This window comes from Streptomyces sp. NPDC051452 (assembly GCF_044454765.1).
GTDB lineage: Bacteria > Actinomycetota > Actinomycetes > Streptomycetales > Streptomycetaceae > Streptomyces.
Genome location: NZ_JBITEB010000001.1, coordinates 983,909 through 1,006,496 on the forward strand (window position 1 = coordinate 983,909; position 22,588 = coordinate 1,006,496).

The 22,588-nt window shown below is 69.0% G+C and carries 21 protein-coding genes and 1 pseudogene; 15 read left to right on the plus strand and 7 right to left on the minus strand.

All coding sequences use genetic code 11. The features are described from left to right. Positions 1–131 precede the first annotated feature (131 nt). Positions 132–728, plus strand: a complete 597-nt coding sequence (locus ACIBA9_RS04065; protein WP_399359746.1) for a TetR/AcrR family transcriptional regulator — start codon at positions 132–134, stop codon at positions 726–728. A 155-nt stretch (positions 729–883) separates the two neighbouring features. Beyond that, positions 884–1,753, plus strand: a complete 870-nt coding sequence (locus ACIBA9_RS04070) for an IS5 family transposase (protein WP_399359747.1) — start codon at positions 884–886, stop codon at positions 1,751–1,753. Positions 1,754–1,763: 10 nt separating this feature from the next. Here ACIBA9_RS04070 and ACIBA9_RS04075 read toward each other — a convergent pair whose 3' ends face one another. Further along, positions 1,764–2,495 carry a 3-keto-5-aminohexanoate cleavage protein gene (locus ACIBA9_RS04075; RefSeq protein WP_399359748.1) on the minus strand — a complete coding sequence of 244 codons (732 nt, stop codon included), beginning with the start codon at positions 2,493–2,495 and terminating at the stop codon, positions 1,764–1,766. A 100-nt stretch (positions 2,496–2,595) separates the two neighbouring features. Next, positions 2,596–4,068, minus strand: coding sequence for an FG-GAP and VCBS repeat-containing protein (locus ACIBA9_RS04080; protein WP_399359749.1), 1,473 nt, complete (start codon positions 4,066–4,068; stop codon positions 2,596–2,598). 390 nt (positions 4,069–4,458) lie between these two features. Here ACIBA9_RS04080 and ACIBA9_RS04085 point away from each other — a divergent pair, with 390 nt between their 5' ends. Genes ACIBA9_RS04085 through ACIBA9_RS04100 form a run of 4 tightly spaced genes read left to right on the plus strand, consistent with a single transcriptional unit; the run spans position 4,459 to position 10,803 of the window. Further along, a complete protein-coding gene (locus tag ACIBA9_RS04085) occupies positions 4,459–5,133 on the plus strand; it encodes a hypothetical protein (protein WP_399359750.1) in 675 nt (224 codons plus the stop codon). Continuing rightward, on the plus strand, positions 5,133–5,810 hold the full coding sequence (locus tag ACIBA9_RS04090) for a hypothetical protein (protein ID WP_399359751.1): 678 nt from the start codon (positions 5,133–5,135) through the stop codon (positions 5,808–5,810). Before ACIBA9_RS04085 ends, ACIBA9_RS04090 begins: the two co-directional genes overlap by 1 nt. Further along, positions 5,810–10,522, plus strand: coding sequence for a putative T7SS-secreted protein (locus ACIBA9_RS04095; protein WP_399359752.1), 4,713 nt, complete (start codon positions 5,810–5,812; stop codon positions 10,520–10,522). The genes ACIBA9_RS04090 and ACIBA9_RS04095 overlap by 1 nt, the downstream gene beginning before the upstream one ends. Further along, positions 10,522–10,803: a hypothetical protein gene (locus tag ACIBA9_RS04100; RefSeq protein WP_399359753.1), complete on the plus strand. Its 282-nt coding sequence runs from the start codon at positions 10,522–10,524 to the stop codon at positions 10,801–10,803. The genes ACIBA9_RS04095 and ACIBA9_RS04100 overlap by 1 nt, the downstream gene beginning before the upstream one ends. 609 nt (positions 10,804–11,412) lie before the next feature. Here ACIBA9_RS04100 and ACIBA9_RS04105 read toward each other — a convergent pair. Next, positions 11,413–11,982: a hypothetical protein gene (locus ACIBA9_RS04105; RefSeq protein WP_399359754.1), complete on the minus strand. Its 570-nt coding sequence runs from the start codon at positions 11,980–11,982 to the stop codon at positions 11,413–11,415. Between the two features lie 188 nt (positions 11,983–12,170). Between ACIBA9_RS04105 and ACIBA9_RS04110 the strand changes: the two genes are divergently transcribed. From ACIBA9_RS04110 to ACIBA9_RS04120, 3 genes are read left to right on the plus strand one after another with little or no spacing between them, the layout of a single operon-like run. After that, a complete protein-coding gene (locus tag ACIBA9_RS04110; RefSeq protein WP_399359755.1) occupies positions 12,171–12,422 on the plus strand; it encodes a hypothetical protein in 252 nt (83 codons plus the stop codon). After that, positions 12,419–13,309, plus strand: a complete 891-nt coding sequence (locus ACIBA9_RS04115) for a sigma-70 family RNA polymerase sigma factor (protein ID WP_399359756.1) — start codon at positions 12,419–12,421, stop codon at positions 13,307–13,309. The genes ACIBA9_RS04110 and ACIBA9_RS04115 overlap by 4 nt, the downstream gene beginning before the upstream one ends. 11 nt (positions 13,310–13,320) lie before the next feature. Then, positions 13,321–14,148: a hypothetical protein gene (locus tag ACIBA9_RS04120; RefSeq protein ID WP_399359757.1), complete on the plus strand. Its 828-nt coding sequence runs from the start codon at positions 13,321–13,323 to the stop codon at positions 14,146–14,148. A gap of 43 nt (positions 14,149–14,191) precedes the next feature. Here ACIBA9_RS04120 and ACIBA9_RS04125 read toward each other — a convergent pair whose 3' ends face one another. Further along, a complete protein-coding gene (locus ACIBA9_RS04125) occupies positions 14,192–15,256 on the minus strand; it encodes a sodium:calcium antiporter (protein ID WP_399359758.1) in 1,065 nt (354 codons plus the stop codon). A 1,032-nt stretch (positions 15,257–16,288) separates the two neighbouring features. Between ACIBA9_RS04125 and ACIBA9_RS04130 the strand changes: the two genes are divergently transcribed. From ACIBA9_RS04130 to ACIBA9_RS04150, 5 genes are all read left to right on the plus strand, one after another. After that, entirely contained in the window at positions 16,289–17,233 is a 945-nt protein-coding gene (locus tag ACIBA9_RS04130) for an SRPBCC family protein (protein WP_399359759.1), read from the plus strand. After that, on the plus strand, positions 17,230–18,405 hold the full coding sequence (locus tag ACIBA9_RS04135; RefSeq protein ID WP_362159684.1) for a zinc-dependent alcohol dehydrogenase: 1,176 nt from the start codon (positions 17,230–17,232) through the stop codon (positions 18,403–18,405). Before ACIBA9_RS04130 ends, ACIBA9_RS04135 begins: the two co-directional genes overlap by 4 nt. 423 nt (positions 18,406–18,828) lie before the next feature. Further along, positions 18,829–19,200, plus strand: coding sequence for a phage holin family protein (locus ACIBA9_RS04140; RefSeq protein ID WP_399360010.1), 372 nt, complete (start codon positions 18,829–18,831; stop codon positions 19,198–19,200). Next, a complete protein-coding gene (locus tag ACIBA9_RS04145; protein ID WP_399359760.1) occupies positions 19,197–19,679 on the plus strand; it encodes a DUF3618 domain-containing protein in 483 nt (160 codons plus the stop codon). Before ACIBA9_RS04140 ends, ACIBA9_RS04145 begins: the two co-directional genes overlap by 4 nt. Before the next feature lie 274 nt (positions 19,680–19,953). Then, on the plus strand, positions 19,954–20,412 hold the full coding sequence (locus ACIBA9_RS04150) for a hypothetical protein (protein WP_399359761.1): 459 nt from the start codon (positions 19,954–19,956) through the stop codon (positions 20,410–20,412). Between the two features lie 25 nt (positions 20,413–20,437). On the opposite strand, the pseudogene ACIBA9_RS04155 reads toward ACIBA9_RS04150, so the two are convergent. The 3 genes and pseudogenes from ACIBA9_RS04155 to ACIBA9_RS04165 all read right to left on the minus strand — a co-directional run. Beyond that, a pseudogene (locus tag ACIBA9_RS04155) lies at positions 20,438–20,717 on the minus strand (LLM class F420-dependent oxidoreductase); the annotation flags it as partial. A 70-nt stretch (positions 20,718–20,787) separates the two neighbouring features. Then, positions 20,788–21,273 carry a GNAT family N-acetyltransferase gene (locus ACIBA9_RS04160; RefSeq protein ID WP_399360011.1) on the minus strand — a complete coding sequence of 162 codons (486 nt, stop codon included), beginning with the start codon at positions 21,271–21,273 and terminating at the stop codon, positions 20,788–20,790. Positions 21,274–21,323: 50 nt separating this feature from the next. Next, a complete protein-coding gene (locus tag ACIBA9_RS04165; protein WP_399359762.1) occupies positions 21,324–21,641 on the minus strand; it encodes an ArsR/SmtB family transcription factor in 318 nt (105 codons plus the stop codon). Between the two features lie 172 nt (positions 21,642–21,813). On the opposite strand from ACIBA9_RS04165, the gene ACIBA9_RS04170 reads away from it, so the two are divergent. Next, positions 21,814–22,389, plus strand: a complete 576-nt coding sequence (locus ACIBA9_RS04170; RefSeq protein ID WP_399359763.1) for an EF-Tu/IF-2/RF-3 family GTPase — start codon at positions 21,814–21,816, stop codon at positions 22,387–22,389. The last annotated feature ends 199 nt before the right edge of the window (positions 22,390–22,588 follow it).

A 22,588-nucleotide genomic window follows, 5' to 3' on the forward strand; every position in this document is an offset into this window, starting at 1 on the left:
CTCCATTCATGAAGCACTTACTACACCTACGGTACATGTAGCGGGTGATACGGTAAAGATGTACCAATAAGTAACGAATCGGACAGCTGGTTCTCCGGTGCCCCGCCTGACCGGAACCGGGAGGCTTCTTCATGCCGCGCCCACCTGACCCGGCCAAACGGCGCGACCTGCTGGACCAGGTCCGCCACTATATGATCCGCAACGGCCTGGCCGACTTGTCGCTGCGGCCGCTGGCCCGAGCCCTGGGCACCAGCGACCGCATGCTGCTGTACTACTTCGGCACCAAGGAACGCCTGGTCGCCGACGCGCTCGCCCTGGACGAGAACCGACCGCTCTTGCGCGCTGCGGACCTGCTCGACACCCTGGGCCGTCCCGAAGATCCAGCGGGGGTCCGGCGGTTCATGGAGCAGGTGTGGCGGCTGTTCAACACGCCCGACCGGCGTGCGCTTCTGCCTCTCTCCCTTGAGGTGATGGCCGCCAGCCTGCTCCACCCCGACCGGTACGGGCCGCTCATGCACGACGTGATCACGGGGTGGACACGCATGCTGACCTCCGTGTTCCGTGACCTGGGCATGGCCGAGGCCAGAGCCCACACGGAGGCCACCCTCCTGGTGGACGCCACCTTCGGCCTGATCCTCGCACCTCTGGCCGACGGCGACTGGAACCGAGCCGAAGCGGCCTTCCAGTCCCTCCTCGATCGCCTCGAACCCGGCTGGCAGACGACGTAGCCGACGCCCCGAGCCGCGGACTGGTTTTCACTGTGCCGCCGGCGCGACGCGGACGGACTGAGTCCTGTGGCGTCCGAACCAGGGCGCGTATCGAGTCGTGATCAATCCGCGGATTCAACCCCGCCCTGAGTCTCTTATTCGGTAGATCATCTTGCGTGACGCGAGTGCAATTGACGGACGAAGAGTGGGAGTTCATCGGGCCCTACCTGCCGATCGGCGAGTACGGCCCGTATCCCGAGCGGCTGCGGCAGCAGTTCGAGGGCGTGATCTGGCGATTCAAGACCGGCGGGCAGTGGCGGGAGATGCTGCAGGAGTTCGGCGCCTGGTCCAACGTCTCCAAACGCTTCCACCAGTGGCGTGACGCCGACGTGTTCGAGGCCCTCTGTGGAGAAGGCCGCTGCCGAGGAGGAGAAGGCCAGGTCAAAGGGGGCAGCCGCGAAGAACAAAGCGGACGAGATGCCGAGGCGGAACCCGAGTGGGAGGAGCGACGACGCGTCCGGCGCCGCCGGAAGCTCCGTTTGAAGGCCGCTCTCCTGGGACGCTCGCGGGGCGGACAGACCAGCAAGATTCACGTCGCCGCCGACCGCAAGTGCCGCCCGCTGACGCTCCTCCTGACCGTGGGCCAGGCCGCTGACAGTCCCCAATTCATCCCCGTGCCCAAGAAGATCCGGGTCCGCGGCCCGGTCGGCCGACCCCGCACCCGGCCGGACGCGGTCGCCCGGGGCAAGGCCTACTCCTCCCGCGGCAACCGCGCCTACCTGTGCAAACGTCAGATCCAGGCGGTCATCCCGGAGAAGAAGGACCAGGCCGCCAACCGGAAGAAGAAGGGCAGCCGGGGTGGCCGTCCGATTGGTCACGACGCCGAGCTCTACAAGGCGAGAAACACTGTCGAGCGTCTGGTCAACAAGCTGAAAGCATGGCGCGGTCTCGCCACCCGCTATGACAAGACTCCCGAGAGTTACCTCGCTGGACTCCACCTGCGCGCCTCGATGATCTGGATCAAGGACCTCAGGCAGAGCACGTAGTCACCACTCGCTAATGCGTGCCCTGCGGTGCGTGCTGGATGATCTCGCGTGCTGCTCGGATGAGGGCGGCGTTTCCCAGGGCGGTGGCGCCGTCGGGGAGGTAGAGCACGTCTTCCAGGCCGACACGGGTATCCAGGCGGCGGGAGGCGGCAAGCCGCAGGATGGGCCACGCGGCGGTGTCTTCGCCATGCAAGAGAATCGGTGCGGCAGCCGAGGTGAGTTCATCCAGCAGGCCTGCTGCGGCGTCGAGTGCGTCCTGCGGGGTGGTCTCGGTGATCTCGGCGAGGATGCGCAGGACTTGGCGCGATCCGGGCCAGTCCAGGAACCGTCGTGCTGCGGGAGTGCCGGAGTAGATGCCGGCTTCGATGCCGATCCCCCGGTCCAGCAACGCCGCGGCGACATCGGTGGCGCCGTCCTCGTGCCAGTTCACGGAAGCGTGGTCGGGTAGCACGGTCCAGGCCCGGACCTGTGCGGCACGGGCATGGGGGTCCGCCGTGGCCCATGCGCCGGTGGTAACCCCAACCGGAATGCCTGGGACAGCATCCCGCACCGCGCTCACGGCGGCGGCGACGGCGGTGGCTTCCAGCGTGTCCTGACCGTCGCGGTCCTTGGGGTGCAGATGGACGTCCTCGGCGCCGGCGGAGACAGCCTCGCGGGCCGCCACCGCCAGCTCGTCAGCAGTCACCGGCAGATGGGAACACTCGGCACGGCTTCGAGCACCGTTTAGACAAACCTGCAGCATGGCGCCATCTTCTCAGGTCGCATCCCGGGTTCTCCCTGGCAGGCGACCGGACTCAGCCCGGGACCAGCTCCCGCCGATTGATCACGACTCGATACGCGCCCTAGGGGATCGCCACCGTGGGACCGTTGTCGCCGCTCAAGTTCTCGCCGAACAGCGCCTTCGCCGCCGGTGCCCCGATGTCCGTCGGGTTCAGCGCGACCGACTTCGAAGCCGTGACGCCGGAGGCGGAGCCACGCAACAGCCACGCCGCGCCGCCGTTCACGACGGAACCCAGGTTCTCGCCGGGTGCACCCGCGATGAGGTCCGCCTTGCCGTCACCGGTCACGTCGAGCAGACGTACCGACCCGCCGAACGCGTCACCGGACTCCGCGGCTCCCGGCACGCCCGCGGTGTCCTGGTTGAACGCCTGCGCGCCCTTGCCGGTGAGCCCGCCCTTGCTGCCCTTGAGCAGCACCACGGCGCCGGCTTTCGCCTTCGAGCCGATCGCCTCGCCGGGTACGCCGATGGCCAGGTCGGGATATCCGTCGCCGTTCACGTCGCCCGCGCTCAGCCGTCCACCGAAGTGGTCGCCCTTCTCGTTCACGCCGGGCACGCCCACCGTGTTCTGCGTGACTGTCTGCGTACGGCTCTGGCTGGGGCCGGACGGCGAACCGTAGTAGATCTTGACGGTGCCCGAGTCCTCCTCGTTCTCGGTGTCACCGTTGGGGAAGATCCGGGTGGCGAGGTCGGCGTAGCCGTCCTGGTCGAAGTCGGCGACGGCGGTTGTCGACGAGGAGGCCAGGCGTCGCGGGACGGTGGAGAGGCCGCCCTTGGTGCCGAGCCACAGTTTGCCGCCCTCGGCGTGGTTCTCGTAGACGTAGAAGCTCGCGAGGTCCTCGATGCCGTCGCCGTTGAAGTCGCCCGCTGCGGTCGAATCGATGAAGTTGTCCGTGCTGTACACCTGCACCTGCTGCTCGCGGGCGGGTACGCCGTCCCGGCGGAAGGGGCCGTAGAGCACGTCGTGGTAATCGTAATCCTCGCCGTTGCGCATGAACAGGTCCATGTGCCCGTCGCCGTTGAAGTCGCCCGCGGTGATGTCATCGCCGACCTGCGCGTTCGCCGGTGCGTTGACGCGGACGGCGCCCTGGCCGGAGATGCCGGTCTTCCGGCCCCACAGGACGATCACCGATCCGCTGACGTTGTTCTCCGGCCGGTAACCACGGGCGACCACCGCCAGGTCGGTCAGGCCGTCGCCATCCAGGTCACGGGAGACCATCGCGTAGCCGAAGGCCTGGTTGTCGCCGGACACTCCGGGCACACCTGGGGTGTCCTGGGTGATGACCCTGGTCCGCGCGCGGTCGAGGCCATGCGCCGAGCCGTAGCTGATCGTGATGTAGCCGGCCCAGGCATGGCCACCGACCTTCGCGCCGGGGGCCGCGACGGCGACGTCCTGGTAGCCGTCGCCGTCGAAGTCCTCGCGTACGGTGGTGGCGCCGCCCTTCGCGGATGCGGTGCCCGCGGCGATCGGCACGCCGAGTGATCCGATCAGGACGGCGGCTACGGCGGTCGATATGGCGGGTCGTCGGATGCCCACAGTTCCCCCTTGAAGCGCGAACGATGTCGAGACGCGTGCGTACGAATGGTGTTCACCTGCCAGACACGCGGAATCGGTTGATGGTTGCGCGCTGCACGGAGACTGTCGCCGCCTCTTTCCGCGCCGCCGGGCCGATACACCCCCTCACCGTGATCAACGCCAGGCACATCCCTGTGTCCGTCCTCTTGTCAACCGACATCGGTGGCGGCCCCGATGGCCGCCCCGCTTGACGATTGCTTTGTCCGCACTTGGCAGATCGGTGGTTGTGACGCCGATGACAGGTGTGAACATATTGGAGTTTGATCATGAGGCGGGGTTGAGTGGCCGCCCCGCGGCAGGGACTTGAGGGTGGACGAGCAAGCAACGGCGTCGGGTGCACACGACCGCACCGTGGCTGAGCGGCAAGCCGAACGGCAGGAGAACCCCGGCAGCGCGGCGATGGGCGCGGTGGCGCAGGCCTCGCACCGTTCGCGGTTGAGGGACATCGCCGAGCAGACGGTAATCGCCACCGGCCAATCGACCACCGGCCCGTCGACCACCGGCCAATCGAACATCGCCGCCCCGGTGGTGGAAGTCCCGGCGGACCGGACACCCGCCCAGCCACCAGCAGCCGGACCGCCCCCCGGCGGGGATCCCGCACGGATGAAGGCCCGGCAGCATCAACTCAGGGCCGAACTCGGTGAGTTCCGACGGTCGAGCGTCCTGGTGCCGGTGGACGCGCTGACCGGCGGCGGTGACCGGGAAGCACCCCTGACGGTGGATGTCGGCGGGATCCGCTGGATTCTCGCGTTCACCGGTGAGGCAGCGCTGGCACGGTATGCGGTGGCCAGGGGCGAAGCGGAACGGAATTGGCGCTACTGGCGTGTGTGGGGTGCCGCTCTGCTGGACGCGGCCGTACCCACGGTGGCCGAGTCGGGAATGCCCTGCGGGGTGTTGGTGGACGTGGCGGACGGCGAACACGGACGGGTGCTGCCGCCGGTGGTGGGAGTAGTGCCGGAGGGCGTCGCGGTGGACGGGCCGGTATCCGCCGGGTCGTTGTTCGATGGCACGGAGAAGGGCGAGTAATGGAGGCGATTCCCGGTGCGGGCGGTGGTGCCGTCGAGGGACACGATCACTCTCCCGCGGGCTCGGGCAGGGCTGCCGATCTGCGGCTCTTCGGCCTGGATCTGATCGCGGACGGCATCAACAAGGCCCTTGCGGAGCTGGGCAGTCTGGGCTTCACCGACAAGGTGGGCTGGTCGGGTGTGGGAAGGGGCTTCGACGACCTCGAGATGGACGGCATGACGATCGGTGACGACACCGTCGGGGCCGCCTTCCACACGTTCTGCGAACGCTGGCAATGGGGAGTACGGGCCCTGGTCGACGAGGGAAACGCGTTCGCGGCGGCGGTCGGCCTCTCCGCGGGGACGATGTACCAGACGGACCAGCTCGTGAAGAACTCCTTCAAGGTCGGGCTCAACTCCCTGGAAGGCAATCCGTACGCCTCCGAGCAGCAGATCGAGAACCAGAGCTGGAACCAACTGTCCACTCCGGCCTGGCTGCATCCGGACTACAGCGAGCAGTCGTTCCGCAACAGTGCCCATGCCTCGGAGCAGGTCGTCAAGGGAATGGCCCGCGACGTGGCGACATCGGAGACGCTTCCCGGCGTGGAGGCCGCGCCGATCGCTCTCGGCATGGACCAGGACGACTACAACGCAGCGGTGAACAAGGCACTCGGCCTGAAGCAGGAAGGGCGGGGCTGATGTCGGACTGGGGCAAGCTCGGTGGCGACCTGCTGAGCGGGGGCAAGAACCTCTACGATCACGCCAAGCGCGGCACCGGGCACCTGATCGACGAGGGAGCGGACCTCACCGGTGACGCACTCGACGAGGTCGGCGCGCACGGCGTGGCCCAGAAGGTGCGCCATGGTGGAGATAGGGCCGCCTCCTATCTCGGTGCGCACGTCGGCGAGCGGGAACTCGGGCCGGACGCCGAGCCGACCGATCTGATCCACGGCGCGCCGTCGACGATCCGGGAGAAGGCCAAACACCTGACCGCGTTCGCCACGGCCTTCGCGGAGGTCGGCGTCGGCATGAAGGCCGTCGACTCGGACGGCTGGAAGGGTGAGGCGGCGGACACCTTCCGGGAGAAGTTCGCGCTGCATCCCACCAAGTGGCTGCATGCGGGAGCAGCCTGTCAGGACGCGGCCGCGGCGCTGAACGGCCTGGCCGACACCGTGGAATGGGCCCAGGGACAGGCACGGGAAGCGATCCGCCTGTACAGGCAGGGCAAGTCCGCCTCGGACGCGCACCGCAAGACGGTCGAGTCGTACGAACTCAAGGTCGGCCTGGGCACCGACGACCCCGGACCGCGTCCCTCCGAGACGGATCCCGGCGAGCACACGATGCGGGAGGCGCAGGACATCCTTGACGCGGCCCGGCGCCAGCGGAACAAGATCGCCGGTGAGACCGAGACCAAGCTGAGGGCCGCCCTGCAGCACGCCCCGAAGGAGCCGCCGCCCCTTCAGCAGGTCAAGCTGGACGGCGCGGACCTCTTGTCGGCCGACTCCGTCCAAGCGGCGCATTTCCTGGCCGGAGCCGTCAAGGGGACCGCGGGCATCGTCGACTTCGCTCGCGGTCTCGACCCCATGGACCCGTACAACCTCACGCATCCGGCCGCCTTCCTGCAGAACAAGGTGGAACTGCTCGGCGGCGTCGTCTCCATGGCGACGCATCCCGACCGTGCCCTCCAATCGGCCTGGCAGTCGTTCAAGTCGGACCCGTCGCAGTTCTTCGGGGAACTGGTCCCCCAGGCCGCACTGGCCGTGGCGACGGACGGGGCCGGAGCGGCCGCGGAAGTGACCGGGGAGGGCGCGCTCGCCGCCGACAGCGCGGAGGCGGCCGCGGCGGAGGGCGGTGTCGCCGAGATCCCGGGTGCGGCCGAAAGCCACGCTCCGGTCGATGTGGAGTCCGGGGGTACGGACCCGGTCAACCTGGCCACCGGCACCATGTACCTGTCACAGACGGACGCCACGCTCCCCGGCGCCCTGCCGTTCGCGTTCAAGCGCCGGGCGGAGTCCGGCCTGACCTACGGGCGCTGGTTCGGCCCGTCGTGGGCGAGCACCCTCGATCAGCGACTGGACGTCACCCCCGCCGGCGTCGCCTTCCTCCACGAGGACGGACTGCGACTCTTCTACCCGCACCCTGCGCCCGGCCTGCCCGTCATGCCGCAGCACGGCCCGCGCTGGCCGCTGAGCCGGGAGGCGGACGGCTACACCGTCACCGATCCGCAGTCCCGGCGGGTGTGGCATTTCACCGACCGTGGTGAAGACCTGGCCGAGCTGGTACAGATCGACGACGGCAACGGCAACTGGATCTCGTTCGAGTACGACGAGACGGGTGTGCCCTCCGGCATCGCCCACAGTGGCGGATACCGCCTGCGGATCGACACCGCAAAGGGCCTGGTCACCGGCCTGCACCTGGTCGGCGGGGGCGACGACGGCCGCGACCTCGCGTTGATCCGTTACGGCTATGCGCAGGGAAACCTGACCGACGTCGGCAACTCGTCCGGGAAGTCGCTCACGTTCACCTACGACGAGGCGCTGCGCATCACGTCGTGGACGGACACCAACGGGCACGCCTACGCATACGCGTACGACGACCGGAACCGGTGTATCGCGCAGGGCGGCACCGAGGGCCACATGAGCCTCCGGCTGTCCTACGGCGACAAGGACCCCGAAACCGGACTGCACACCACGACGGCGGTCAACGCGGAGGGCGCGGTACGGCAGTACCTCGTCAACGATCTGCACCAGATAGTCGCCATCGTCGACCCCACCGGGAACACCAGGCACTTCACCCGCGACCGGTTCAACCGGCTGCTGTCCGAGACCGACGCGCTGGGCCGTACGACGTCCTACCGGTACGACGACATGGGCAACCCGACGGAGATCGTCCGCCCCGACGGCCGACGTACCCTGTTCACCTACGACGACCGCGGCCTGCTCACCCGCGTGGTGCGACCCGACGGAAGCACCGTCCGCCAGGAGTTCGACGACCGCGGCAACCGGACCTCGGTGACCGATCCGGCAGGCGGCACCACCTCCTTCACCTACGACGCCTCCGGCCATCTGTGCGCCGTACGCGATCAGTACGGTCGCGTGACCGAAATACGCTGCGACGCCGCCGGTCTGCCCGTCGAGGTGCGTGATCACCAGGGTGGCGTCATGCGCTACCGGCGGGACGCGCTGGGACGGGTCATCTCCATCACCGACCCCCTGGGTGCGACCGGCCGGATGGAATGGACCGTCGAGGGCAGAATCAAGCGCCGGCTCAACCCGGACGGAACCGAGGAGTCCTGGACGTACGACGGTGAGGGGAATTGCCTCACCCACACGGACACCATCGGTGGCGTCACCCGTTTCGAATACGCCCAGTTCGACCTGCTGACCGCTCGCGTCGAGCCCGACGGTTCACGGTACGAGTTCCGGTACGACAGCGAACTCCGCCTGACGGCGGTGACCAACCCCCAGGCGTCGACCTGGACTTACGAGTACGACCTGGTCGGGCGGCTGGCCCGGGAGACCGACTTCGGCGGCCGGGTCACCCGGTACTCCTACAACGCCGCCGGTGAGCTGGTCTCCCGCGTGAACGCCCTCGGACAGGTCGTCACCTTCGAGCACAACGAACTCGGCCAGATCGTTCGCAAGACGGCCGACGGCGAGGTGACGACGTACGCCTACGACTTCACCGACCGGATCGCCCAGGCCACCAACGCCCACGCGGACCTGACGCTGCTTCGTGACCGGCAGGGGCGTGTGGTCTCCGAGCGCGTGAACGATCGGCAGGTGACATACCGGTACGACGAGTTCGGCAGGCTGGAGGGCCGCACCGCGCCGTCCGGCGCCGAGACCGGCTGGCGGTTCGACGCCGCGGGGCAGCCCTGCGGGCTCCTGGCGGACGGACGTGTCATCACGCTGGAGTACGACCAGGTGGGTCGCGAGGTCGGTCGCCGGTTCACCGAGTCCCTGAGCATCTCCCGCTCGTTCGACATGATCGGCCGACTGGCGTCCCAGACGGTGGACGGTCCTCTCGGGCGGATCCAGGCGCGTGCCTACGAATACCGCGCGGACGGAAGCCTGACCAGGATCCAGGACCATCTGAACGGCGACCAGTTGTTGGAACTGGACCAGGCGGGCAGGACCACACGGGTCAGCGGGGAAGGCTGGGCGGAGGCCTATTCCTACGACGCCCTCGGCAACCAGGTGTCGGCCGACTGGCCCGCACGCCCCTTCGGCGACGACGGCTGCGGGGACCGCGTCTACCAGGGCGCCGATCTCCTGCGTGCCGGCCGGATCCGCTACGAGCACGACGCCGCCGGACGTGTCGTACTGCGCCAGAAGACCCGGCTCTCCCGCAAACCGGACACATGGCGCTACAGCTGGGACGCGGAGGACCGGCTCACCCGGGTCGTCACCCCGGACGGCACGGTATGGCGCTACGAGTACGACGCTCTCGGGCGGCGCGTGAGCAAACAGCGCATCGCCGCGAACGGTGTGGACGTCGTGGAACGCGTGGATTTCAGCTGGGACGGCGTCTCGCTGTGCGAACAGACGACGAGCTGGGGTTCCTCCGCCGACTCGGTGACCCTGACGTGGCATCTCAACGGCGCCGAAGCGGTCGCACAGAGCGAACGCAGGACCGTGGCCGAAGCCTCGCAGGATGAGGTGGACGCCCGCTTCTTCGCCATCGTGGCCGACCTCTCGGGCTCTCCCTGCGAACTGATCGACGAGTCCGGAGAGATCGCCTGGCGCTCCCGGACCACGAACTGGGGCAAGCGGTCGTGGTCGGTGCACAGCCGCGCCTACACACCGCTGCGTTTCCCGGGGCAGTACTTCGACCCCGAGACGGGCCTGAACTACAACTACCTTCGGTACTACGACCCCGAAGTCGGCCGGTACACCAGCCTGGACCCGCTCGGGCTGGCTCCGGCGGCCAACCCCGCCACCTACGTGGACCGGCCGACGGTGACCTGTGACCCCCTCGGCCTCGCACCACAGAAGACACTGCTCCCGCCCAAGCCCTACGAGACACCCGACCTCTCCCACTTGGTGAAGTACTTCAACCCGGAGGGAGGGATGAGCAACTGCACCTACCTGGGTGAGGCGTTCGACCGGTACCTCGCCGGCGAGGGGATCAAGGCCGTCCCCGGCGACATCCCGTTCCAGTCCCTCGAGCGGCTGGAAGGCGTGTACGGCCGGGACTTCAAGGACACCGGATTCTGGGACATGGTCGACCATGTCCGCGACGCCGGCCATGGTGCCCGGGGGGTGGTGGCGGCGCTGCCCGAAGAAGGCCCGGCGGGACATGTGTTCAACATCGTGAACCATCAGGGCCGTGTGCTCTTCTGCGATGTGCAGACCGGGTTCGTCGACCCTATGCTCTACAAGACGTTCAAACTGCTGAGGACCAATTGATGTACACGATCGACCAGGCCGAGCAATTGGCGGCGGAGGCGCTGCGACGGAAGTTCGGCGAGTGGAGCGACCAGGTCGCGCTGTTCGGCAACGGTGAATACGCATCCAAAAAGGGTGAACTGTTCTACTTCGGCTTCCAGTCCGTGAAGTACATCGAGACCCGGGACGAGAAGTACCGCAACTACGGCCCCAATTGCATCTCGGTGCACAGTGAGACCGGCGAATGCCGATTCCTCGACATCCACGAGGTCCTGGCCGCGGAGCCTTTCAAGGAACAGTGACAGCCCGGACTCGCGCGGAGGCCAAGCGGTGGCCGTCCACGGGGCCCCTATCATCCCGGCCGGCGACCGTCCGTTCGGGCATTCCCGCCGCGCGGACGGCTTGAGCGTCGGTGCCCCGCGGGTGGGAACCGGCGTCCGGTCGCGCCGCTCAGCGCGGCCGCCGGTGGTCGGGGTGCGGGCTCTGTGCGCGTTGAAAGGTTCCGTAGAGCAGCCACAGGGCGGGGACCGGCAGCAGCGCAGGCGGAGAACACGGCGGGCTGGGAGGCGGTTCGGGTGACCGTGAGGCTCCCGACGAGCATGGCCGAGTACTGTGCGGTGCCCCAGGCCCACAGGATCGCGGCCACCCCCAGCGCGGCCGCCGCGCGCGCCGCGAGATAGTGCCGGGTCGCCGGCAGCCCTGATCGCGCAGAGCACCACCAGGGGAAGCGCCCGGTGTGCGAGGCCGTGGAACAGCTCCGGGGCGTCCGCGTGCAGCACGGCCGTTCCGGCCAGCGCGACGGCGCCGCTCGCCAGACCGGTGACGACGGCCCACCGTGCGAAGGCCCGGACCAGCTCCGTGTCGCCCTCGCGGGCCACGTCCGCGCACAGGTAGACGGCGGCGACTCACATCTAGGCGAATGCTGCCGAACGGGGAAGCCGCACTACGCGGCACGCTACGGCCCGTCCACCTCGACCGAGCCGTGCACGGTAACCCTGCCGGTGCTCCGGTGCCAGACAGACCGGTTCGCTGTCATTGTGCGTGGGCTTCCCGGCGCGGCAGCGGCCCGGCGTCCGCATGACGACCTCGTTGCCTCGCGGCGTGCCGTTGTCCTGGCCCGGGCCCACGGCGAGCGGCCAGGACTGCGGAGTCGCTCCGACGCCTGTGACGTTCTCCAGGATCTGGTCGTTGGTCAACCGGATCACGGTGAACTGGGCTGATGGCCACGGGCCACGCAGCCCGGCGTGCGCCATCACCGAGCGCAGTGCGCCGAGCAGGGCGCGCTGCCCGTAGCGCATGGCCCGGTTCACGGGCAGCGGCTGGCGTCCGGGACGCTCCGGCATGCCCGCTACCCGCTCCAGAGTCCTTGCCGGGCCATGAGAGCCGGGCCAGCCGGGCAGCTGTTGTTCGGCCTTCTCGCCCAGCGTCATCACCGCAACCCCGGCTGAACCGGCAAGGAGGCCCGGGGCGTCCTGGTCCACAGCCTCCTGAGGTCGGGGTGGCGGAAGGTAGCGCACGGTGGCGAGTTTGGCCATTGTTCCGTGACGTCATGATCACGTGGCGTTGTGGGCCGCGATGGGGTCATGCTGGCGATCCCTCCCTGACGGCGCTTCAGCACCGATGCAGAGAGGGCCGGTTGTCGTGAACCCTGAGAGAAATCGAGTCGCTCGTGTCGAAGAAGGTGGTGACCGTGGCCGTGCTGGCGGCGGTCCTCACATGGAGCACGGTCATGATCGTGCTCGGACATGCGGCCGCGGCCGCGCTCCTGCTGCCCTCGCTCGGCCTGATCGTTCAGCAGATCGTCCAGGCACTCACGTCGTACGAGGGCCCCGCTCGTCCCGTCGATGCCGGTCCCGTCCCGGACTCCGCCGCCGGCCTGGCCGCCGAGGCCGAGCCGGACGGTCAGGAGGGGGTTCGATGATGCCCTCTCCCGGCCCGGCACAGCCCCCACCACTGCACCAGCCGGTCAGACGCGGCCGCCCGCCGGCCCCCATCTCCGCGGACGCGGGTCCATCGCACCGTGCGTGGCTCGAACCCGTCCGCAGCGTCCTGTTCGCGAGTGGTCTCACCCTCGACGACCTCGTGGAGCGCTCCGGCTACTCCAAGACGCGCATCAGTGAACTCCTGCGCGGCAACGGCAACTACCCCCTGTGGGAGATGACCTTCAGCGTCACTCGCGCTCTGGGCCTGCCCACCCACCCGATGCGCCGGCTGTGGACCGCGGCCGCGCGCGAGGCCCACAAGGACGACGGCTGGATCCACCGCTCCATACGGCAAGTCGCTCACGCGGGCGAGGAACCGCCGTTGCCCTACCAGGCGTTCACCGAGGCTGTGCAGGTCGCGTACACGGACTACGCCCGCGCCTTCCTCCTCACGGACCGGCGCGCCCGCTGGGTAGTCTCCGAGACCTTCGACATCCTCTGGATCCGCTGGGACGAAGCCGCCGCCAGCGCGGGCATTCACCGCTACGCCTGGCGCCTGTTCCGCTCCCGGGTCATGATCCGCGCCACCCGCCGCGCGGACGGCCATCCCGACCTGCGCGCCGCCGCATTCTCCACCCACACGGTCCGCGACCACAGCAACGCCCCTGGCCACCTTGTCGCATTGACCGAACTCATCGACCTGTTCGACGCCATCAACCGCCTGCCCGACGACCAGATGGACCTGGCCATCCTGCGGTACCTGTGCGGTATGCCCACCGACCGCAGCGCTCACCTCCTCGGCATCACCCCCGCCCTCGCCCACGCCGTCGACCACCACGCCCGCGTCACCGTCGAAGCCCTCCTCAACACCGCGACCCCGGAGTGACCCCGCTCGCCATGACTGCCATAGATGAGCTCCTCGCCCGCGCCCGCCTGCATCCCCAGTCCGCCGTCCCCGACGACACCGTCCCCTACGAAGACACCCCCTACCCGACCGAACTGGCCGACCCCAAGCACAGGCTCGGCAGCCCCGATCCCCGAGACCACGCCGCGGCACGGCACCTGCACACGCTGTGCGAGACCGCCATCGCCACCCTCACCCCGAACGCGTTGGACTTCCTCACCGACCAGATCCCCGACCTGCACTCCGCCTGGCTGCTGGGCTGCACACTCCACGTCGCCGGCCTCGACGACGGCGCCCGCTTCTGGTGGCAGTACGCCGCGGGCGACGGCCACACCCCCGCCTGTTACTCCTTGTTCCTCTACCACCAGGCCCGCCAGGAACAGCACGCCGCCGACTTCTACCGGCGCCAGGCCCACCTGGAGACCACCCCGCTCACCGACACCCTCACCGTGGCCGGCACCTGCCCACCCGAAGAACTCAGCTTCGACGCCAGTCTCTCCACCGTCCTGCGCACCCTCAGCACGCTCTCCACCGCTGCCGGTACCCGACCGCGCCGCCGCCACCGCATCGACGCCCTGACCAACTACGTCGCCGACACCGTCACGCGCCACTACATCCGTCACCCCGATGTCGAGTTGCCCGTCCCCGAGCCCCTCTTCGCCCACCGAGTCGAATGGCTGCTGACCGCCCCGCTGCCCTGGACCAGGCGCATGAGACCGACCCGCGCTCACGAACCGGCACTCCCTGCCCGCCGCCCCGCGCGTTCGACCCCAGACCAAGTGACGACGCAAAGCGGCAGGGGCTGCACACCGACCACCTGAGACCAGACATGGGCCGCCCAACGCGCCGACGGTTGTCGTCCGGTCATGTTGCGATGGTGGCCAGTCCGGCGATGCCGATGAGGTACACCACGATCACGGTGACGCTGTCGATGCCCATGCGTGCGTACTGGCGTTCCGGGCGAAAGATGAGACCCACCATGTAGATCACGGTGAGGATGATGCCGAGCCCGGTGAGGTAGATGTCCGTGTCGTGCGCGGCGGGCAGGACCGGCTTGCCGGAGATCACGGCGGCCGGGAGGAACAGCACGGGCAGGAAGGCGTTGCCACCGAATATGTCGCTGATGGCGAGCTGGTAGTCGCCCAGTTTGGTGGAGGTCAAGCCGGTGCTGACCTCGGGCAGGGAGGTGGCCGCCGCCAGCACCGTCGCTCCGAACAGTACGCCGCTCAGGCCCTGACGGGCGAAGAACTCCTCGCCGCTGCGCTCGATGACGACACCGGCGACGAGGGTGGCCAGGGACGCCGCCGCGAAGACGAGCACCGCACGGCTGGTGCTCACTCCCCGGCCGGTGGCGGCCTTCTCCTTCTTGCCGCGGGAGTGGCCGCGCGGCTCGGGCTGGGTGTCGGGTGCGTCGCCGCCCTCCCGCCACGGCAATCCCCGGCCGGCTCGATTGAGCAGAAGTAGCCCGACCACCCAGAGCGCGGCGATCGCGAGGGAGGCGGGGTCCAGGCGGGCGGCGTGCAGGCCGGGCGAGAGCTGGGTGCCCATCACGACCACGGCCAGGATGACCACGACCAGCGCACCTTCCAGGACGAGCTGCAGACTGGCGGCCAGGCGCGTCAGCGGGGCTCGCGGCCGTACCCCGGCGGCATCGAGGACGGCCAGAACGACGGTCTGGATGGCGATGCCACCGAGGATGTTGCCGACGGCCACGTCGAGTTGGCCGGCCAGGGCGGCGCTGACGGTGATGACGATCTCCGGCAGGTTGGTGGCGATCGCCAGGAGGATCAGCCCGCCCAGCGCGCTGCCGAGGTGGAGACGTTCGGTGAGTACGTCGGTGGTGTCGGACAACTTGATACCCGCGTACCAGATGACGGCCGCACTGGCGACGAACAGCAATAGCAGCACCGGTGAGTTCAGGGATCCCATGCCGAGGCGAGTACCCGATGCCGCCCGTGGCACGGCATAGGTGAGGTCATCGCGCCTGGTTGATGCGTCAGGTGCGTGGTCAAACGCCCGCCCGATGGCGGCAATTGCGGCAGGTACGAAGTCACTCCACCGTCTGAAGCCTGGCCGAGTCCCCGAGTGCGTCACGCTCCGTGACGGTTGTCACCGTGAGGATGAGGGTGCTCGTCCGTCACGTGGTTTAACGGTCATCAATGTGATGTCGGCGCTGTTCGTCTCCGGTCGGTGGTCGTCCGGGTCCGAAGATTCCGACGGCCGATCGGTGCCTGGTCGTTTCGCGTCGGGAGGCGACGGGGACCCGGACGGCACGCCGCCGGAGTGCCGGGGTCGCCGGGTGGCCCGACGGCGGCACGACCGTTCCCCCTTAACCGGTGAACGGCCCGCGGACCCACGCCGGGGTCAGACGGGTCAGACGCGTGCCGGGGCCACGGACCTGTCGCACCAGGGCCCGGGAGTGAGGCTTCTCGGGCCGTCACCATCACCGCTGTGCCGCGGCCGTACCGCGGCACCGGAGGTACTCGATGAAGGCAGCGGTATCGGAAGGACCGCGCAGGGTCACGGTGAAGGACGAGGGCCGGGTCGTGGAGGCCGACCCGGCCGTCCGCAAGGTCCCGGCTGGAAAGTATGTGGTTCTGCCCTTCAACATCGCCGGCGCATCCGAACGGACACGGGAACGGCCACAGGCGGTAAGGGACCCGAGAGCCGCCATCCGGCCCGTTACCCCCACACCGGTGCGGGGGAGAGGCGGTGATCGCCCCAGCCCCGGGCCGGGGCTGCTCGGCGGTGACCGCCCACGCCACGGTCGCACCGGAACGAGCGGCCACCGCCCGCCTCCGGCGCCGCGAACCGAAAGCAGCGCCGCGGTTCTGGCGACGGCGTTGCGGAACGGACCTGTTTGCACACGGGCCGCGTGGAAACCCCGGCGTTGTCCGACATGCGCGCCTCACCTTCTCACTCAAGTGCCCGCCTTCCCTTCACCTCACGTGGGGAGCACCCATGACGACAGACACCCACTCCACCTCCACCACTCGCCTGCGGCACGATCCGCTCGTACGCGGCCTCGGCTGGGCCAGCGCACTCCTGGGCGTGCCCCAGGTCGCCGCCCCGGCGGCCTTCGCCCGGGCACTGGGCGTGGGCGACAGCCCCCGACACCGCGTGGCCACGACCGCCGTCGGAGTGCGCGAGCTGGCAGCGGCAACCGGGCTGCTGGGGCGGCCGCGTCCCGTCTGGCTCTGGAGCCGCGTCGGCGGCGACCTCATAGACCTTGCGGCGCTCACCCGGGCCCTGAAGAACCACGACGGCCGCGGCGTCGGCCGTACCGTCGCCGCGACCGCCGCGGTCACCGCCATCACGGCCACCGACGTCTACGCGGCCGTGACCCGCACCCATAGGAGTGCCCCAGTGGAACTGACCGCGACCACCACCGTCAACGAATCCCCGGACGAGGTCCACAGCCTCTGGAGCGACCTGGAGCGACTGCCGGACTTCATGGCCCACCTGGACGAAGTGCGCGTCACCGGCCCGCGCACCAGTCACTGGCGGGCGAGCGCCCCGTTCGGCAAGACGGTCGAGTGGGACGCCGAGATCACTCAGGACGTCCCCGGCCAGCTGATCGCCTGGAGGTCCGTGGACGGTGCCGACGTCGACAACTCCGGCGAGGTCCGCTTCGAGCCCGCTCCCGGCGACCGGGGCACGGAGATCCGGGTGACCCTGCGCTACGACCTGCCCGGCGGCCCGCTGGGCAAGGCCGCTGCGCGCTACTTCGGCGAGGAACCGCACCAGCAGCTGGACGACGATCTGCGCCGCTTCAAGCAGATCGCGGAAACCGGCGAGGTCGTCCGCTCCGAGGGCGCACCCGGCGGCAAGCGGGCCCGCGGGGAGTTCCCGCAGCACCCGGCCCGACCGCTGACCGAAGGCGAACTGAAGGAGGCCCTGGCATGAAGGCGAACTGCTGGACGGGACGCAACTCGGTCGAGGTGCAGGACGTCCCCGATCCGTCGATTCTGAGCAGCCGCGACGCCATCGTGAAGATCACCTCGACGGCGATCTGCGGCTCCGACCTCCATCTGCTCGACGGCTACGTCCCCACCATGGAAAAGGGCGACATCATGGGCCACGAGTTCATGGGAGAGATCGTCGAGGTCGGCCCCGGAATCAGCGACGCGAAACTGCGCGTGGGCGACCGGGTCGTCGTACCCTTCCCGATCGCCTGCGGCGCCTGCGCCGCCTGCCACGCGGAACTGTACTCGTGCTGCGAGAACACCAACCCCAACGCCGGCCTTTCGGAGAAGTTCTTCGGTCACCCCACCGCCGGCATCTACGGCTACTCGCACCTCACCGGTGGCTTCGCCGGCGGCCAGGCCGAGTACGCCCGGGTGGTCTTCGCCGACGTCAACGCCCTCAAGATCGAATCGAACCTCACCGACGAGCAGGTGCTGTTCCTGTCCGACATCCTGCCGACCGGGTACATGGGCGCCGAGCTGTGCGACATCCAGGAAGGTGACGTCGTCGCCGTCTGGGGCGCCGGGCCGGTCGGCCAGTTCGCGATGGACAGCGCCCGGGTCCTGGGTGCCGAGAAGGTCATCGCGATCGACAAGGAGACCTATCGGCTCGACATGGCCGCCGCCCAGGGCTACGCGACCGTCAACTTCGAGGACGTCGACGTACGGTCGGCTCTACTGGAACTCACCGGCGGCCGGGGTCCCGACAAGTGCATCGACGCGGTCGGAATGGAGGCCACACACGGCGCCACCCACGTACACCTCTACGACCGCGCCAAGCAGGCGGTCCGCTCCGAAACCGACCGGCCGCACGCACTGCGCCAGGCCATCCTGTCCTGCCGCAGCGGCGGAGTGGTGTCGGTCATCGGCGTCTACGGCGGCCTGATCGACAAGTTCCCGGCGGGCGCCTGGATGAACAGGTCCCTGACCCTGCGCACCGGGCAGTGCCATGTACAGAAGTACATGAAGCCGCTGCTGGGTCTGATCGAGCAGGGCAAGATCGACCCTACCCGGGTGATCACCCACCGGCTGCCCCTGACCGAGGCACCGACCGGCTACGACCTGTTCAAGAACAAGAAGGACCACTGCGAAAAGGTCGTCCTCACGCCGTGAGGGCCGCGCCGGTTCGGCGGCCGGGTCCCCTCATCGGGGGCCCGGCCGCAAGCTGGTGAGCGTGCACCAACGTGGAGCGAACCGGGACAGCCCGGTTGAGTTGGCCGCCCCGCATCTAGCCTGCCCTCGTCGCCGCCGTAACCTGCCGAGCGGCACGGGCAGTTGAGGCGGGCATACGCGGGTCGAACCCGGTGACCGCGAGTCCGTGCCAAGCCGCCCGCGAGCCACACCGGCCGCCTTGAGACGGGCCGACTGCCTGCCTTGAACCGACCCGTCCGGGGTACCCGCGCTCATCGGAATGGTCGGGCGCCGGCTCAGCCGGCGTGCGGGAAATCAGAGGGACGGGTGGTGACCGCCGTGTCGAGTACACAACCGCAGTCTGCCGGATCCGGGCAGGGCACGGACCGCTCCGGCCAGGAGCCGGTGAGCGAGCTGGTGCAGCGGGCCTCGCACCAGCTGACCGAGCTGGTGCGAGGCGAACTACGCCTGGCGCAGGCGGAGATGAAGGAGAAGGGCAGGCGCTACGGCAAGGGCGGTGGCCTGTTCGGTGGCGCCGGCGTCGTCGGCTTCCTGATGCTGCAGGCGCTGGTCGCCACGGTGATCGCCGCGCTCGCAGTGGTGTTGCCGGTGTGGGCGGCGGCTCTGATCGTCACGGCCGTACTGGGTGTGATCGCCGCTTTGATGGCCATGAGTGGAAAGAAGCAGGTCGACCAAGCCGGGCCGCCCACGCCCGAGCAGACGGTAGAGAACGTGAAGGCCGACGTGGCCGAGATCAAGGAGAGTGCCCACCGATGACCCAGCCGCCCCACGACGAGCCCACCGCCTCCAGCCCCGAGGAACTGCGCGAGCAGGTAGAACAGACCCGGGCCGAACTCGGCGAGACGGTCGAAGCGCTCGCGGCGAAGACCGACGTCAAGGCACGCGCCCAGGAGAAGGCCGCTGAGGTCAAGGAGCAGGCCGCCATCAAGGCCGGCGAGTTGAAGGAGCAGGCCACGGTCAAGGCCGTGGAAGTGAAGGCGAAGGCGGCCGACCTGGCACACCAGGCACAGGACAAGCTCCCGGACGCGGTCAAGGACAAGGCCGCCCAGGCCGCCGAGCAGGCCAAGGCGACGGCGGCCCAGGCCGGTCAGATGTGGCAGGAGAAGGCGCCCGAACCGGTACGGCAGAGGACGGCCCAGGGAGCGCAGTTGGCGCGGGACAACCGCACCCTGCTGCTGGCGGCAGCTGGTGCGGCCGTCTTGGTGTGGCTGGCCCGCGGCCGCCGGAAGGGGTGACCGCGGTGTAGGCGGAGAGGATCGCCTACAAGCCGACCCCTCGGGCCTCGGTGCCGTCAGTGGAGAGGCCGCAGGAGCGCTGTTCAAGCGGACCGGGTAGATGCCCGGCCACGACGAACAGCGCTCCTGTGCGAGTCTAGCGAGATCCACGGATTGTATGATCAAGGTAAAGCGGGGGATGCGGTCGAGCAACGTGCGTGCGCGCGGGGTGTCCCCCCAACCTTCCGGGCGCTTTCGACCAAGGCGCCCATCATTGCGGGGAGATCTCTCACAAGTGCAGAACTTCAAGCGTTTTCTGGGTACGACCATCGCCGTGGCCAGCTTGACCGGAGCGGCGGTCGTCACCGGGGCCGGGAGCGCATCGGCCGCCGACCCCACCTTCACGTTCAGTGTGGAGAGGGTTGGCAAGAGCTTCAGTGTCGAGGTCTTCAACGACCATGTGAAGGCCGGCTTCGCGGACTGGAACGCCGACCCCGGGGACCTCGAGCCGGGTGCCCCCGGGGACGCCCTCCAGGTGCGCGACATCCTGGGCGACGGCTGGGGCATCGAAGCATGGGCGGCGACGCAGGTCGGCGCGGATGGCTACCGCATGGCAACCTCGCGAGGCCACAGCGCGTACTACGCGTCGGGCTGGAAGACCGGCAACATCAAGGAGGGAACGCCGATCACCGTCGAGGTCTGCGCCGTGAAGGGCGAGAAGCAGCAGTGCGGCGCCGCCTACGGCCAGGCCTAGCCTGTCCTCCTTACCGGACGGGTCGCTAGGAGTTCAGCTCCGCGAGCACCCTGAGGGTGCGGCGGTCCGGCGACAGCGCCAGCAGGTCCGTCACCGGGCCTCGTGCCACAACTCCAGCCGCCCGGCGATGCGTTCCCGGGGACCGACCAGCGAGATCTCGTCCGCGAAGGCATCCGGGACGGCCGGCACCGCCTCGTGCCGCGTCCCGCGAGGAACAGTTCCTGGATCCGCCGCGCCTCCTCCTCGTACCCCATGCGCGCCATGAGGTCGGCGTGGAAGTTGCGGGAGGCGTGCCCCATCCCACGGAGGCCGACCGTGCTGGTCGCCTTCACCCGCTACAGCCGCGACAGCAGCTTCGCGGTACTGGGCGCCAAGTCAGTCGATGAGCGGGCTGCGGCGCTCGACCAGGACGACGTCCCGCCAGCGGCCGTGCTGCTTGCCGATGCGCTCGCGAGTGCCCAGCACACGGAAACCGGCCCGCTGGTGCAGGGCGAGACTGGCGGTGTTCTCGGGGAAGATGCCCGACTGGATCGTCCAGATCCCGGCCGCCTCGGTGGAGTCGATCAGCGCCCTGAGCAAAGCGGAAGCCACGCCCCGCCCACGTGCCTCGGGGTGGACGTAGACGCTGTGCTCCACGACCCCGGCGTACGCGCACCGGTCGGAGACCTTCGTGACGGCGACCCAGCCCAGTACCGTGCCGTCCGCACTCTGTGCGGCAAGGCGATGCTCGGGCAGCTTCGCCGCATCGAACGCTTCCCAACTGGGCGCGCCGGTCTCGAAGGTGGCGTTGCCCTCGTCGACTCCGGCCTGGTAGATGGCGAGGACCTGCGTGGCGTGATCGGCCGTCAACGGCACGATCACGACACCGGTCCCGCCACGGCCCACGGCCTGGTTCTCCTCGCCCACCGTGGTCACGCGACGGGGCGCGGGGTCAGCAGCTGACCCATTGCGGCGAGCAGCCCGGCATCCTGGAGCTTCTTCAAGTGGTGGGACACGGTGGGCTGGGAGACGCCGACGTCGGAGATGTCGCACACGCACGCCTCGCCGTCCTCGTACGAGGCGACGGCGGAGAACAGCCGCAGCCGCACCAGGTCGCCTAGCGCCTTGAACATCCGAGCGGCCGTCTCGGCTTCCACGGCGGTCATCGGGCGCTCGGCCAGCGGCGGGCAGCACGGCACCACACCCTGGCCGTCGGTCTCGAGCAGCGGCAGCACGCTCGCATTCGACATGCCGTCCATGTTGACACACGTCGAACCAAGGCGGGGAGGCGCTGTCACGGCCGCGCGAGCCGGGCGGCGGCGAGTTCGACGACAGACCGTGCGGCGGTCACGTGTAATTGGAACGCCTCCGGCGCCCGCCCTGGGAGCATGGGCACTTATGTGTGGATCTCCAGGTCAGCAAGTGGCGAGCGCAGAAGAGAAGCCGTTCCTGATGCCAGTCGAAGACATCTTTTTCCTGCAACAGCGCAGAGTGGCCATGGTGACGGGTTGGATCGAACGCGGCCGGGCGCACAAGGGCGACGCGGTGGAGATCATCGGCTTGGGTCCCAGTAGGACCGCTCTCATCGCGGACATCGAGCAGAATCAGATGTCCATCGGGGAGGCGGGTGCGGGTATGAACGTGGGGGTGCTGCTGCGTGGCGTTGCCGCGGACGCCGTCGAGAGGGGTCAAGTGCTCGCCACGCCAGGCTCGGTCAGCGCCCATATGGGTTTCACCGCCGACATCACCTTGCTGTCCGACGAGCAGGGCAGTGTGGAGGTGGGCTCCGGCGATCGCCTCAGTTTCTACGTCCGCACCGTCGCAGTGTGGGGCACCGTCACACTGCCCGAGGGTGTTGACGTGGTCCGGCCGCTTCACGGAGCCGAGGTGGCAGTGGCACTCGAAGAGCCTGTCGCACTGGAGGAAGGCCAGTCCTTCGCATTCCGTCACCACGGTCGCGCCGCCGGCTCCGGTATCGTGACTCGACTCTCGCGTTGAGCTGCATTCACGAGCGGAGCCAGAGCCGGATCACCGCGACAGTGATCGTGCCTTCAGGGACGAAGACCCGCTGGTCCAACCGCATCGCGAGAGCCCTGTGGGTTTTGAGGCTTCCGATCAGCCGCTCGGCATACCGCGCCGCGCAGGAAGGCCATCGAGGCCGCCGGGCGGCACGCGCCAGGGGAGGCCTACCCGCACC